Genomic DNA, 12,459 nt, shown 5'->3' with positions numbered 1-12,459 from the left:
GCCCCGCCGTTGAAACGGGCGTTAACTAGTGCAGAGCCGGCGCTTCGTGCGTGGAGACCATCCCGGCATGGCCGTTCGTCCGGCGCTTGAGGCTGCTGGCCGCGCCCAGGGCCACGCCGGCCCCGACGCCGACCGCCGCGCCCGTCGCCAGCATCCTCAGACCCAGCCCCAAAGCCACCCCGACACCCAGAGCCGCGCCCACTCCGGCCCAAATACCGAGCTGCTTCATATGGTCGTCCATCGCACCACTCCAGAATCGCACCTACATTACGGCGATGCCTGAAGATCGTTCCGCCCCCCGCTCCGTTCGTTGCCTGATCGTGGGCTCCGGCCCCGCCGGCTACACCGCCGCCGTCTATGCTGCGCGCGCCCTGCTCGACCCCGTGCTGATCCAGGGGATCCAGCCGGGCGGCCAGCTCACCATCACCACCGAGGTGGAGAATTACCCCGGCTTCGCCGAGGTGATTCAGGGTCCCTGGCTGATGGAGCAGATGCAGGCCCAGGCCGAGCACGTGGGCACGGAGGTCATCAACGATATCGTGCTGGAGGCCGACCTCTCGAAGCGGCCCTTCCGCCTGGTCTGCGACAGCGGCCAGGTGTGGCTGGCCGAGACCCTGATCATCGCCACCGGCGCCCAGGCCAAGTGGCTGGGCCTGCCGTCCGAGCAGAGGTTCCAGGGCTTCGGCGTCTCGGCCTGCGCCACCTGCGACGGCTTCTTCTACCGCGGCAAGCAGGTGGTGGTGGTCGGCGGCGGCAACACCGCGGTCGAAGAGGCGCTGTTCCTCACCAACTTCGCCGACAAGGTGACGGTCGTGCACCGGCGCGACGAGTTCCGGGCCGAGAAGATCCTGCAGGAGCGGCTGTTCGCCAATCCGAAGATCGAGGTGATCTGGAACGCGGCCATCGACGAGGTGATCGGCGCGGAGGACCCGATGGGGGTCACCGGCGTGCGGCTGAAGGACCTCGACACCGACGTGACCACCGTGCTGCCCTGCGACGGGGTGTTCATCGCCATCGGCCACGCGCCGGCCTCGCAGCTGTTCAAGGGCCAGCTGGAGATGGACGCCTCCGGCTATCTGAAGGTGAAGGCCGGCACGGCCTCCACCGCCGTCGAGGGCGTCTATGCGGCGGGCGACGTGACCGACGACGTCTATCGCCAGGCGGTCACCGCGGCCGGCATGGGCTGCATGGCGGCGCTCGAGGCGGTGCGGTTCCTGGCCGAGGAGGACCACCGCAAGGCGCACCACCCGATCAGCCATCAAGAGGCCGAAAAAATCGGAACTTGGTAAGCTTCACCAAAGGCTTGCGCCGCATTTTCGCCTAATCGCGAGGCGAGCACGAAACTTCGTCGCCCCTTAAAAGTTGGGCCGCCGGAGATTGCGCGCGGATGCGGGACAGTGAGCGATATCTCGCGCAGGCGGAGACCGTCATGCGCCTGGCGGCGCGGGCCGAAAGCCCGGCGGAGAAGGACGTCTATCTGAACATCGCCGAAGGCTGGCGGCGGCTGGCCGCGGAGGTCTCGCGCAACGAGGGCGACTACGGCCGCGTCGAGCCCGAAAAACGCTCCTTCGAGGCATAGCGCCCCTCCCCCTCCCGCGCGCGGCCCGGGAAGGCTAGGCTCGCCGCCATGATCCGCTATGCCCGCCCCGCCGACCACGCGGCCATCGACGCCGTCGTGAGTGCGGCCTTTGGACAGGCCGACGAGGCGAGGCTGGTGGCGCGACTGCGCGCCGACGGCGACGCGCTGTTCGAGATGGTGGCCGAGCAGGCCGGCGAGGTGGTCGGCCACGTGATGTTCAGCCGCCTGTGGGCCGACCGCGACGAGATGTTCGCGGCCCTGGCGCCGCTGGCCGTGCGGCCGGAGGCGCAGCGGGCCGGCCTCGGCTCAGGGCTGGTGCGCGCCGGGCTGGAGATGGCCAAGGAGTTCGGCGCCCACGGGGTGCTGGTGCTGGGCGACCCCGCCTTCTATCCGCGCTTCGGCTTCTCCGCGGCGGCGGCGGCGCAGGTGTCGGCGCCCTACGCCGGCCAGCCCGCCTTCATGGCCCTGGCGCTCGAGCCGGGGGCCTTCGACGCGCCCGTCAGCGTCGCCTATCCGGACGCATTCGTCGGCTGATCCTCCGCCTTCGGGGCCGACGCGGGCTTCAGGGCCGCGGGCTTCAGGGGCGCAGCAGCCGGGGCCGGGCCGGTCGCAGGCGGCGGTGATCCGCCGTCGAGCTTCTGCTCCACCGCCGCGAGGCGGGCGTTGATCTGCTTGATCTCCTCCGGCGTCGGCTGGCGGCGGGTCGACTGGATCGTGCCGATCACCCGGGTGCGTTCGCCGCCCACGGCCGCCGGATCGGCGACCTTGTAGGTGCGGACCTCGCCGGCCACCGCCAGGGTGACCTTCCGCTCGACCGGCGGGCCCGGCAGGCGCGGGTCGGCGCTGGCCAGCAACTGCGGCGGCAGGTCGGACTCGTGACCGGTGTAGCGCCCGGTGAAGGCCGGCGGCTCGCCCCAGGGGCCGGTCCAGCGGTAGAAGATGTGCGCCCCCACCTGGGTCATCTTCACCAGCGTCGGCGCCCAGTAGGGCGCGACGTAGCTGGCGTGGTAGTGCGTCGCCGAGCCCACGTCCGTGGCCACGAAGCCGGCGAGCGCGCGCTTCGCCACCGCCAGCGACCGATCCCAGAGCGCCGGCTCCGGCGCCCAGCGCAGCGCCCCGTCGCAGGTGAAGGTGAACTGGCAGCCGGTCGGCAACGCCGCGCCCTGGTAGACCACGCCGCAGATCGACTTCGGATAGGCCGGGTGGCGCACCCGGTTCAGGACCACCTGGGCCACCGCCTGCTGGCCCGCCGTCGGCTCGCGCGCCGCCTCGTAGTAGACCGCCTGGGCCAGGCAATGCAGGGCGCGGTTCTGATCCGCGGCGTCGGTCTTCAGCACGAACGGCCGCATGGGCCGGATCGGCGAGCGTGCGAAGGGCCGCAGCGCATTGACCTCCTCGGCCGTCTGCGGCGGCGCCTGGGTGAAGCCGAGGTCGGGGACCTTGCGGATGTCGAGGCTGGACCAGCCCTGAGGGCGGTTCCAGGGGTCCGACCGGCGCAGCCCCGGGTCGTGGCGAAGGGCCAGGGCGCGCATGGCCGGGTCCATCCGGCCGGTGTCGCGCGCCAGCTCGGCGTCCGACAACCCGTGGCCCGCCAGCCGCTGCTGACCGGGCGTGAGCGAGGGTCGGCCCGTCGGGCCGCAGGCCGCAAGGGCCAGGACCGCGACCAGGGCGACGCGGCGTCTTATGTCGGGTTTTGGGCTCAGATCCTCGGGCTCTCTGGTTCCTGGCCGGCCTCTGTGGCCGGTTCGCGGGGCGCAGGTAAGACTGCAAACCGGCGAAAAGGTGGAAAAGCTCCACGATCCGCCACCGGACACGTCCAGCGGATGTGACTTGCGCTCGGCTTCCGCGGCGCTATATCTGTACCCTCAGTTATGCTCCAAGTGAGCATATCAACGCCAAAGGGGCCGGGCTCCCGAGGCGTCTTTTTAGGCCGGTGAAATGCTCAAATTGAGCATAAGGAGGCGTCAATGGCCGCCGACGGGTTCCAGTTCGCGTTCACCCCCGAGATCGAAGCCGAGACCCTGCCGGCCTGGGAGAAGGTCAAGCGGCACGTCACGCCCATGGAGTGGCGCCTGCAGGCTCCGCTGATCGCCGAGATCAACCGGCTGAAGCGGGAGAAGGACGCCGTCATCCTGGCCCACAACTACATGACGCCGGAGATCTTCCACGGGGTCGGCGACTATGTCGGCGACAGCCTGGGTCTGGCCAAGGAAGCGGCCAAGTCGAAGGCCCGGGTGATCGTCCAGGCCGGCGTGCACTTCATGGCCGAGACCTCGAAGATCCTGTCGCCGGAGAAGAAGGTCCTGATCCCCGACCTGCAGGCCGGCTGCTCGCTCGCCGCCTCGATCACCGGCGCCGACGTGCGGCTGATCAAGCAGCGCTATCCGGGCCTGCCGGTGGTCACCTACGTCAACACCACCGCCGAGGTGAAGGCCGAGACCGACATCTGCTGCACGAGCGCCAACGCCGTGCAGGTGGTGGAGGAAGCCGCGCGGCTATGGGGCGTCGACCGGGTGATCCTGATCCCGGACGAGTTCCTGGCCCGAAACGTGGCCCGGCAGACCGACATCAAGATCATCGCCTGGAAGGGCCGCTGCGAGGTGCACGAGCGCTTCACCGCCGCCGACATCCTGGAGATCAAGGAGGCCTATCCCGACGCCGAGGTGCTGGCCCACCCCGAGTGCCCGGCCGAGGTGCTCGAGGTGTCGGATTTCGCCGGCTCGACGGCGGCGATGAACGACTACGTGCTGACCCGCAAGCCGAAGCGGGTGGTGCTGATCACCGAGTGCTCCATGGCCGACAACGTCGCGGCCGACGCCGTCGACACCGAGTTCGTGCGGCCCTGCAACCTGTGCCCGCACATGAAGCGGATCACGCTGGAGAACATCTACGAGGCGCTGCTGCACGAACGCTATGAGGTCACCGTCGATCCGCTGATCGCCGAGCGCGCGCGTCTGGCCGTGCAGCGGATGGTCGACCTGCCGCCGCCGGCGCGCCCGGCCCGCTACGACCTGGTCAAGGCCCGCCACCACGTCGACGTGGAGCTGATCTGATGCAGCGCGTTCGCCACGACGGCGTGCTGGTCGTCGGCGCAGGACTGGCCGGCCTGACCGCCGCCCTGGCCGCTGCGCCCGCCAAGGTGCTGGTGCTGACCGAGGCCCCGCTGAACCACGGCTGCTCCTCGGCCTGGGCGCAAGGCGGCATGGCCGCGGCGCTCGCCGCCGACGACACGCCCGCGCTGCACGCCGCCGACACCGCGGCGGCCGGCGCCGGGCTGGTGGACGCCGCCATGGCCCGGCTGCTGGCCGAGGAAGGTCCCGCCGCGGTCCGCGCCCTGGCCGCGCTCGGCGCCCCCTTCGACCGCACCGCCGACGGCGGCTTCGCCCAGAGCCTGGAGGCCGCCCATGGCCGCGCCCGCGTCGCCCGCGTGAAGGGCGACCAGGCCGGGCGCGCGATCATGGAGGCGGTGACCGTCGCCGTCCTCGCCGCGCCGCACATCGAGGTCCGCACCGGCGTCCGGCTGCGCAGCCTGCTGCAGGACGCGGGCGGCCGGGTGCGCGGCGTCGTCGCCGAGCAGGGCGGCGCGCTGGTGGAGATCGTCGCCCGCGCAGTCGTGCTCGCCACCGGCGGCGTTGGCGGCCTCTACGCCGTCACCACCACGCCGGCCGAACTGGTCGGCGACGGCCTGGGCCTCGCCGCCCTGGCCGGCGCGGTGATCGCCGATCCGGAGTTCGTGCAGTTCCACCCCACGGCCATCGACATCGGCCGCGATCCGGCCCCGCTGGCCACCGAGGCGCTGCGGGGCGAAGGCGCGGTGCTGGTCGACGCCGCCGGCGCGCGCTTCATGGCCCGCTATCATCCCGACGCCGAGCTCGCGCCGCGCGACGTGGTCGCCCGCGCCATCCACGCCGAGCGCGAGGCCGGCCGCGGCGCCTTCCTCGACGCCCGCGAGGCCGTGGGCCAGCACTTCCCCGACGAGTTCCCCGCGGTGTTCGCCGCCTGCCTGTCCGGCGGCGTCGACCCGCGCGTCCAGCCGATCCCGGTGGCGCCGGCCTGCCACTACCACATGGGCGGCGTCGCCACGGACGCGCAGGGCCGCACCTCCCTGCCCGGCCTCTACGCCGCCGGCGAATGCGCCTCCACTGGCGTCCACGGCGCCAACCGCCTGGCCTCCAACTCCCTGCTGGAAGCCGCCGTGTTCGGCGCCCGCGCCGGCCGCGCCGCGGCCGGCGAGCCGGACGTCGCGAGCGAGCCGCTGGCCGCGCACGTGCCGCCGAAGCTGCCTGACGCCGCCTTGCAGCAGCTTCGCCGGGCCATGAGCCGCGACGCCGGCGTGATCCGCGACGCCGCCGGTCTCGGCCGTCTGCTGGGAGAGGTCCGCGACCTCCAGGCGATCCACGGCGCCTGCCCGCCGCTGGTCGCCGCGCGGCTGATCGCCGCCTGCGCGCTCGCCCGCACCGAGAGCCGCGGCGGCCATTTCCGCGCCGACGCCACCGCCCAGGCCGAGCCGCGGCGGACCTTCGTCACCTTGGCCGAACTGGACTCCGCCGCCGCGGGCCTCAGGTTCGCCGCCGAATGATCGCGCCACTGCCTGACCTGCTGATCGCCCCGGTGGTCCGCGCCGCCCTGGCCGAGGACCTCGGCCGGGCCGGCGACGTCACCGCCCAGGCCTGCATCCCGGCCGAGGCGCGGCTGTCCACCGTGTTCGCCGCCCGCAAGCCCGGCGTGGTGGCGGGCCTCGCCTGCGCCCGCCTGGCCATCGCCGAGCTCGATCCCACCGCCGATTTCCGCACCCTGGCGGCGGACGGCGACCGGATCGCGGCCGGCGCCCAGCTGGCCTGGGTGGAAGCCAATGCCCGGGCGCTGCTGTCGGCCGAGCGTACGGCGCTCAACCTGCTGGGCCGCCTCTCCGGCATCGCCACGCTCACCCGCGCCTATGTGGAGGCGGTCGCGGGCACGGACGCCCGCATCGTCGACACCCGCAAGACCACGCCGGGCCTGCGGGCGCTGGAGAAATACGCGGTCCGCTGCGGCGGCGGCGTGAACCACCGCTTCGGCCTGGATGACGCCATCCTGATCAAGGACAACCACGTTGCGGCCTGCGGCTCGGTGGGCGAGGCCGTGCGCCGCGCCAAGGCCGCCGCCGGGCACCTGATGAAGGTCGAGGTCGAGGTCGATAGCCTGGACCAGCTCGACGAGGCCCTGGCCAACGCCCCCGACGTGGTGATGCTGGACAACTTCAGCCTCGGCGACCTGCGCGAGGCCGTGCGGCGGGTCGGCGGCAAGGTGGTGCTGGAGGCTTCCGGCGGCATCACCCTGGAAACCGTGCGGGCGGTCGCCGAGACCGGGGTGGACGTGATCAGCGTCGGCGCCCTCACCCACTCGGTCGGCGTGCTCGATATCGGCCTGGACGCCGTCTAGGCCGTAGGAGCGAGGTCCCAGGCGCCCTCCAGCTCCGGCTCGCCCCGCACGCTCATCGGCCCGAAGTGGGCGCGGTATTCGGCGGGCGTCATGCGGGTCGAGCGCTTGAAGAGGCTGCGGAAGAAGGCGACGTCCTCGTATCCCACCGCGGAACTCACCTGCTGGATCGGCGCGCCGTCACGCTCCAGCATGGCCTTGGCGGTCGCGATGCGCACCGCCTGCAGGTATGAGGTCGGGTGTCGCCCGGTCGCCGCCTTGAAGCGTCGCACGAAGGTGCGCGGACCCAATCCGGCCTGCCGGGCGAGCGTCTCGGTGCAGACGTCGTCCTTGTAGGCGCCTTGAAGGAAGGCCTCCGCGGCGCGGATCCGGTCGTCGCCGTGCGGCGGCGACAGCGGCAGCACCGCATAGCCCGACTGATGCTGGCGCGGCATCGGCAGCAGCAGGGCCTTGGCGCATTGCACCGCGACCTCGTGGCCGCAGAGCTTCTCCACCAGGTGCAGGCTGAGGTCCATGGAAGCGTAGACCCCGCCGCTGCACAGCAGACGGGAGTCCTCGGTGACGAACAGGTCCGGCCGCCAGTTCACCTGCGGGTAGCGTTGGGCGAGGTCGCCGCAGACCGCCCAGTGCGTGGTGGCCAGGCGGCCGTCGAGCAGGCCGGCCTCGGCCAGGTAGGCCGCGCCCATGCAGACCCCGGCCACGTAGGCGCCGGCCGCGTAGTGCTTGCGAAGCCTGGGCAGCAGGGCGCTGTTCTCGACCAGCTTGAGATCCAGCTCCAGCCCGGAGGTCGGCACGATGATGATGTCGGTCCGCTCCACCGCCGCGATGGCGGTCTCGGGCTTGATCGTCATCCCCTTCGGGCTGCGCACGGCCTCGCCGGTGAGCGAGGCGGTGGTCACCCGGAAGGCGGGCTCGGCCGGCACGCCGTGCAGGTCGTTCCAGAGCACGCCGGCGGAGTGGAAGATCTCCACCGGCATGATCGCCGTCGACGACAAGCCGTCGTCCAGCAGAACCACGGTCACGTCCAGCATCGCGGTTGCTCCTCGGCCCCGCCCGCGGCGATCTTCCCACGGGCGGGGCCGGCTGGCGAGCGGCGCTCAGGGGGCCGCGGTGGCGGGGCTGATCGTCTCCGTCACCTCGCTGATCCGGTTGGCCGGGAAGCCGCTCAGGCGGGCATGCTCGCGGATGACCTCCTCGTCCTCAGCCAGGTAGACGCAGAAGGTCTTGTCCTTGACCACGAAGGACTCCAGCCACTTGATCTGGGGTCCGAGCTTCGACAGCGCCTCGTTGGACGTCGCCGCCGCGCCCCGCAGTTGGTCGCGATCCAGCCGGTCCACGCCGGCGATCTCACGCTCGATCACGTACTTCTTCATCGTCGGTCTCCCTTTGAAGGTGGCCAAAGGGTGCGCCGCCGCCCGGTCTCGGGGTAGATGGCGATCCGGACATCCTAGGGGGGCGATCGCGCCAGTCAGGCGCCGGCCGGCTGCAGCCGGCGCGCCGCCTCCTCCGCCGCGGCCCGGCGGACCCCCATCAGCGGCTCCATGCGCCGGTTGTAGGCCGCCAGCACCTGCGCCGAGGCCAGCTCCGGGCGGCCGGCGTTGAACGGCGGCGCGGGCGCATATTCCAGCCCCAGCTGCACCGCCTGGGCGAAGCCCTCGCCCGCCAGCTCGGCGAGCAGGACGAAGGCGAAGTCGATGCCGGCGGTGACGCCGCCGCCGGTGATGATGTTCCCGTCGCGGACCACCCGGCCCCCGTCGACGATGGCGCCGAACGGGAGCAGCAGATCGCGCCACGCCCAGTGGCAGGCCGCGCGCTTGCCTCTCAGGAAACCGCCGGCGGCGAGGATCAGCGATCCGGTGCAGACCGAGGTCAGGTAGGTCGCCCCCGCGCCCAGCCTGCGGATCTCACGCATGAAGGCCTCGTCCAGCATGGCGTCGGTGGCGCCCAGGCCGCCGGGCACGCAGAGGATGTCGCAGCGCTCGATGGCCGCGAGGTCGGCGAGGCCGGTGAACATCAGCCCTTCGGCGGCCACGTCCGCGCCGCCCATCGACGCCACCACCACCTCCGCGCCGGGCGCGCGGCTGAGCACCTGGTGAGGGCCGGTGAAGTCCAGGTGGGTGACGTCCGGATAGAGCGGGATGACGATCTGCAGCTTGGACATGGGAGGCTCCGCGGTTGACGGGTGCATCGTCCCAGGCCTAGCGTCCGGCTGAAATGACATTGTTCCCTCGGATTCTGCCATGAGCCGCCGGTTGGCCATGGTGATCTTCCCCGGCTTCCAGCTGCTGGACGCCGCCGGGCCGATCGCCGCGTTCGAGATCGCCGGCCGCTACCAGCCGGGCGCCTACGACCTCGAGCTGCTGGCGGCCGAGGACGGGGAGACGGCCAGCTCCGCCGGAGTGGCGATGCGGGCCCGCGCCCTGCACGACGGTCCCTGGGACACCATCATGATCGCCGGCGGCGACGGCACCCGGTCGCTGCGGCGCCTGGCGGCCATCGTCGACTGGCTGAAGCGCGCCGCCCCGCACGCCCGGCGGGTGACCAGCGTCTGTTCGGGCGCCTACCTGCTGGCCGAGGCCGGACTGCTGGACGGCCGGCGCGCCACCACCCACTGGGGCCGCTCCGACGACTTCGCCCGGCGCTATCCGAAGGTGCGGCTGGAGCCGGACCGGATCTTCGTGCGCGACGGCCAGGTCTGGACCTCGGCCGGGATCACCGCCGGCATCGACCTGGCCCTGGCGCTGATCGAGGAGGACCTGGGCGCGACGGTAACGCGGCGCACCGCCCAGCAGCTGGTGGTCCACCAGCGCCGGCCGGGCGGGCAGTCGCAGTTCTCCGCCCTGCTCGACGACGGCGGCGTGTACGGCCGGTTCGCCGGGCTGATGGACTGGATGCGCGAACGGCTGGCCGAGCCGCTGGGCGTGGAGCGGCTGGCGGCCCAGGCGGCCATGAGCCCGCGCAACTTCGCCCGCACCTTCGCCGCCGACACCGGCCTCACGCCCGCCAAGGCGGTGGAGCGCCTGCGCCTGGAGGCGGCGCGGACCCGGGTCGAAGCCGGCCACGAACCCATCGACCGGGTGGCCGAAGCCGTGGGCTTCGGCGATCCCGAGCGCATGCGCCGCGCCTTCCTCCGCAGCTTCGGCCAGCCGCCTCAGGCCCTGCGCCGCGCCGCGCGGGCCTGAGCGGGGAGGCCAGATAGTTGCTCCCCCCTTGGGGGAGCTGTCGGCGAAGCCGACTGAGGGGGTTCTCCGAGGTCGGCGCTCGCCGACCATCAGCTTGGCACCGCGCTGGGCGGCGGCAAGCGCAGATCAGGAAGCGTTGGTGGCCGCGGGCCTGGCGGCCGCTTGATCCGAGGCCTTGGTCAGCCCGACGGGCGGAACGTCCAGGACCTTCGCCTGCGGCTTGGCCTCAAGCGTCGCGGTCGGCGTCGGCTGGGCGGCCAAAGCCGGCGCAGCGGGCGTAATGACCACCGGCGCCGCCGCCTCGGAGGCCTTGTCCACCAGGGCCGAAGCCAGGCGAAACTCGGTCGGCGCTGGCGGGGTCGGCAGGCTGGCGAACACCGCCCGCTCCGTCGTCAGGCCGCGGTCGTTCGCATGCGGATTGAAGCGATAGAAGACGTGCAGCCCGACCTGCGCCACGCGCAGCATCCGCGGACCCCACACCGGCGCGACGCCGGTGGTGTGGAAGTGGGTCGCCGAGCCGACGTCGGCCAGCACCGCTCCGGAGAGCGCGCGGGCGGCGACCTTGCGGGCGCGGTCCCAGGCGGTGGCTTCGCGCCGGCCGCGCATCGAGCCGTCGCAGGCGAAGGAGAACTGGCAGCCGGTATGGCGCGCCGCGCCCTGGAACACCACGCCGCAGACGGTCTTCGGGAAACTGGGGTTCTTGACCCGGTTCAGCACCACCTGGGCCACGGCCGCCTGGCCGCGGGGCGTCTCGCCACGGGCTTCGAAGTAGACCGCCGAGGTCAGGCAATCGAGGTCGCGCGAGGAGTCCAGCGCGGTGCCGGGCTGCGCGCCATAGGAGATGGTGGCGACCCGCGAGTCGGCGCGGCGTTCCAGGCGGGTGGCGATAATCGCCGCCTGCCGGTCGCGCTCGGCGGCGCCGGCGCTGGTGAAGGGGTCGTGCTCGCGGGCCAGGCGCAAGGCCCCGGGATCCATGGCGGCGACCTCGCGCTGCAGCACGGATTCCGAGAACCCCCCGGAGGCGGCTTCGGCGATGCGCGCGGCGCGGCTGTAGTCGGTGGCGGCCTGCGCCATTCCGCCCACCATGTAGGCGGCGCCCAGCGCCATGCCGACGCCGGAGCCGATCAACGCGGCGCTGAGCAGCACGCGCCATTCGGCGCTTGCCTGCGTTCCAATTTTCAAAACGATCGTGTCCTGCACGGCGAGGGCGAAGTTGCCCCCCGACAATTGTCGCCGCGGTCGCCCCTGCTCATGCTGGCAGCGCCCGCCGGCTGGCCTGCCCGGGACTCGTTGTGGGGCAGGCGACGGCAAATGGTGAAGGGTTTATGAATGCAAAGCGCGGGGCTGGCAAGCCCATTTTGCAGTGCAGCATAAGATTTAATGTGACGCTTGGTGCTGTACCCTTTTGATCCACTCTTAATCTGGTGGGGCAAGACACGGGCCAGGGGCGCGGATGGTCTACGGCGCGCGACGATCTGTAACCATACTTGCGAATTCAAGGGCGACGCGAGCTTCTACTTGGACGGCCTCGCTCCCGAAGCTTGAGCGGAACCTTCACCGCGAGGCGTACGTTGTCTGCCCGACATCACTGGAGGACCACGATGCGCAAGACATTCATGCTGCTCGCCGCCGCCGGCGCGGCCCTTAGCCTCGCCGCCTGCGGGCACAACGTCGAGCAGAAGGCCGCCACCGGCGCGGTCGCGGGCGCCGTGGTCGGCGGCCCGGTCGGCGCAGCCGTCGGCGGCGCCGCGGGCGCGGTCGTCGGCCAGGCCGAAAAGCACTAGCTCCACGCCCTCCCAGCCAGCCAGCCTCCCCCGAGCCACTCGGGGGAGGCTTTGCTGTGGGTGCGCTGAGCCGTCGGTCGGACTATGCTTTGCAGAAGCGTGCCCACGGCAGGATCTGCGAGCCCTGTTCTACACCTACCTAATGGCGAGTCGGCGCAACGGGACCCTCTACGCGGGCTCGACAGACGATCTCGCGACGCGGGTCCACCAGCACAAGACCCATGACAAGACGAGCTTCTGCGGACGCTACGGCGTCCACATGCTGGTCTGGTTCGAGACGCACGAGTCGCGAGAGGCTGCCTTCCGCAGGGAACGCCGGATCAAGGAATGGCGCAGAGCCTGGAAGCTTCGAATGATCGAGGCGCAGAACCCCGACTGGCGCGACCTGTCGAACAACCTCATCAACCTGCTGGCGCTCTAGCTCCTACCCCGCTCTTCCCGGCGAAGGCCGGGACCCAGATGGCGGGCTCAGACCTGCTCTCCACGGACTCCGCGT

The 12,459-nt window shown here is 71.8% G+C and carries 15 protein-coding genes; 9 read left to right on the top strand and 6 right to left on the bottom strand.

Going from position 1 to position 12,459, the window contains the following annotated elements:
- Positions 1–25: 25 nt before the first annotated feature.
- Positions 26–241: a hypothetical protein gene (locus DJ021_RS12110; protein ID WP_207801828.1), complete on the bottom strand. Its 216-nt coding sequence runs from the start codon at positions 239–241 to the stop codon at positions 26–28.
- 34 nt (positions 242–275) lie between these two features.
- Here DJ021_RS12110 and trxB point away from each other — a divergent pair, with 34 nt between their 5' ends.
- From trxB to DJ021_RS12095, 3 genes are all read left to right on the top strand, one after another.
- Positions 276–1,289, top strand: coding sequence for a thioredoxin-disulfide reductase (trxB, locus tag DJ021_RS12105; RefSeq protein ID WP_111457786.1), 1,014 nt, complete (start codon positions 276–278; stop codon positions 1,287–1,289).
- A 98-nt stretch (positions 1,290–1,387) separates the two neighbouring features.
- A complete protein-coding gene (locus DJ021_RS12100; protein ID WP_111457785.1) occupies positions 1,388–1,579 on the top strand; it encodes a hypothetical protein in 192 nt (63 codons plus the stop codon).
- 48 nt (positions 1,580–1,627) lie between these two features.
- Positions 1,628–2,113, top strand: a complete 486-nt coding sequence (locus tag DJ021_RS12095; protein WP_111457784.1) for a GNAT family N-acetyltransferase — start codon at positions 1,628–1,630, stop codon at positions 2,111–2,113.
- Here the strand turns inward: DJ021_RS12095 and DJ021_RS12090 are convergent.
- On the bottom strand, positions 2,089–3,159 hold the full coding sequence (locus DJ021_RS12090; protein WP_111457783.1) for a cell wall hydrolase: 1,071 nt from the start codon (positions 3,157–3,159) through the stop codon (positions 2,089–2,091). The genes DJ021_RS12095 and DJ021_RS12090 overlap by 25 nt on opposite strands.
- A 387-nt stretch (positions 3,160–3,546) precedes the next feature.
- Here DJ021_RS12090 and nadA point away from each other — a divergent pair, with 387 nt between their 5' ends.
- The 3 genes from nadA to nadC are packed head-to-tail and all read left to right on the top strand — an operon-like array spanning position 3,547 to position 7,000.
- Complete coding sequence (gene nadA, locus DJ021_RS12085; protein ID WP_111457782.1) at positions 3,547–4,632, top strand: quinolinate synthase NadA; 1,086 nt, start codon at positions 3,547–3,549, stop codon at positions 4,630–4,632.
- Entirely contained in the window at positions 4,632–6,158 is a 1,527-nt protein-coding gene (locus DJ021_RS12080; protein ID WP_111457781.1) for an L-aspartate oxidase, read from the top strand. The genes nadA and DJ021_RS12080 overlap by 1 nt, the downstream gene beginning before the upstream one ends.
- A complete protein-coding gene (gene nadC, locus DJ021_RS12075; protein ID WP_111457780.1) occupies positions 6,155–7,000 on the top strand; it encodes a carboxylating nicotinate-nucleotide diphosphorylase in 846 nt (281 codons plus the stop codon). The genes DJ021_RS12080 and nadC overlap by 4 nt, the downstream gene beginning before the upstream one ends.
- Here nadC and DJ021_RS12070 read toward each other — a convergent pair.
- The 3 genes from DJ021_RS12070 to DJ021_RS12060 form a co-directional block, all read right to left on the bottom strand.
- On the bottom strand, positions 6,997–8,028 hold the full coding sequence (locus DJ021_RS12070) for a GlxA family transcriptional regulator (RefSeq protein ID WP_111457779.1): 1,032 nt from the start codon (positions 8,026–8,028) through the stop codon (positions 6,997–6,999). The genes nadC and DJ021_RS12070 overlap by 4 nt on opposite strands.
- A 66-nt stretch (positions 8,029–8,094) precedes the next feature.
- The gene (locus DJ021_RS12065; protein WP_111457778.1) at positions 8,095–8,370 is read right to left on the bottom strand and encodes a DUF4242 domain-containing protein; all 276 of its coding nucleotides are present in this window, start codon (positions 8,368–8,370) and stop codon (positions 8,095–8,097) included.
- A 95-nt stretch (positions 8,371–8,465) separates the two neighbouring features.
- Positions 8,466–9,158: a DJ-1/PfpI family protein gene (locus DJ021_RS12060; protein ID WP_207801827.1), complete on the bottom strand. Its 693-nt coding sequence runs from the start codon at positions 9,156–9,158 to the stop codon at positions 8,466–8,468.
- Between the two features lie 79 nt (positions 9,159–9,237).
- Here DJ021_RS12060 and DJ021_RS12055 point away from each other — a divergent pair, with 79 nt between their 5' ends.
- The gene (locus tag DJ021_RS12055; RefSeq protein ID WP_111457776.1) at positions 9,238–10,179 is read left to right on the top strand and encodes a GlxA family transcriptional regulator; all 942 of its coding nucleotides are present in this window, start codon (positions 9,238–9,240) and stop codon (positions 10,177–10,179) included.
- Between the two features lie 126 nt (positions 10,180–10,305).
- On the opposite strand, the gene DJ021_RS12050 is transcribed toward DJ021_RS12055, so the two are convergent.
- Positions 10,306–11,325: a cell wall hydrolase gene (locus DJ021_RS12050; RefSeq protein WP_243625977.1), complete on the bottom strand. Its 1,020-nt coding sequence runs from the start codon at positions 11,323–11,325 to the stop codon at positions 10,306–10,308.
- Between the two features lie 455 nt (positions 11,326–11,780).
- On the opposite strand from DJ021_RS12050, the gene DJ021_RS12045 reads away from it, so the two are divergent.
- Entirely contained in the window at positions 11,781–11,963 is a 183-nt protein-coding gene (locus DJ021_RS12045) for a hypothetical protein (RefSeq protein WP_111457775.1), read from the top strand.
- Positions 11,964–12,078: 115 nt separating this feature from the next.
- Complete coding sequence (locus DJ021_RS12040) at positions 12,079–12,384, top strand: GIY-YIG nuclease family protein (protein WP_165837281.1); 306 nt, start codon at positions 12,079–12,081, stop codon at positions 12,382–12,384.
- Positions 12,385–12,459 lie beyond the last annotated feature (75 nt).

It is taken from the genome of Phenylobacterium hankyongense, assembly GCF_003254505.1.
GTDB lineage: Bacteria > Pseudomonadota > Alphaproteobacteria > Caulobacterales > Caulobacteraceae > Phenylobacterium > Phenylobacterium hankyongense.
Note: the sequence above shows the minus strand (reverse complement) of the source record. Positions and strands in the feature narration are given on the sequence as shown.

What these genes read in the sequence shown, in the direction of transcription:
- DJ021_RS12110 (WP_207801828.1), bottom strand. Translation starts at nt 241, where the DNA reads ATGGACGACCATATGAAGCAGCTCGGTATTTGGGCCGGAGTGGGCGCG.
- trxB (WP_111457786.1), top strand. Translation starts at nt 276, where the DNA reads ATGCCTGAAGATCGTTCCGCCCCCCGCTCCGTTCGTTGCCTGATCGTG.
- DJ021_RS12100 (WP_111457785.1), top strand. Translation starts at nt 1,388, where the DNA reads ATGCGGGACAGTGAGCGATATCTCGCGCAGGCGGAGACCGTCATGCGC.
- DJ021_RS12095 (WP_111457784.1), top strand. Translation starts at nt 1,628, where the DNA reads ATGATCCGCTATGCCCGCCCCGCCGACCACGCGGCCATCGACGCCGTC.
- nadA (WP_111457782.1), top strand. Translation starts at nt 3,547, where the DNA reads ATGGCCGCCGACGGGTTCCAGTTCGCGTTCACCCCCGAGATCGAAGCC.
- DJ021_RS12080 (WP_111457781.1), top strand. Translation starts at nt 4,632, where the DNA reads ATGCAGCGCGTTCGCCACGACGGCGTGCTGGTCGTCGGCGCAGGACTG.
- nadC (WP_111457780.1), top strand. Translation starts at nt 6,155, where the DNA reads ATGATCGCGCCACTGCCTGACCTGCTGATCGCCCCGGTGGTCCGCGCC.
- DJ021_RS12070 (WP_111457779.1), bottom strand. Translation starts at nt 8,028, where the DNA reads ATGCTGGACGTGACCGTGGTTCTGCTGGACGACGGCTTGTCGTCGACG.
- DJ021_RS12065 (WP_111457778.1), bottom strand. Translation starts at nt 8,370, where the DNA reads ATGAAGAAGTACGTGATCGAGCGTGAGATCGCCGGCGTGGACCGGCTG.
- DJ021_RS12060 (WP_207801827.1), bottom strand. Translation starts at nt 9,158, where the DNA reads ATGTCCAAGCTGCAGATCGTCATCCCGCTCTATCCGGACGTCACCCAC.
- DJ021_RS12055 (WP_111457776.1), top strand. Translation starts at nt 9,238, where the DNA reads ATGAGCCGCCGGTTGGCCATGGTGATCTTCCCCGGCTTCCAGCTGCTG.
- DJ021_RS12045 (WP_111457775.1), top strand. Translation starts at nt 11,781, where the DNA reads ATGCGCAAGACATTCATGCTGCTCGCCGCCGCCGGCGCGGCCCTTAGC.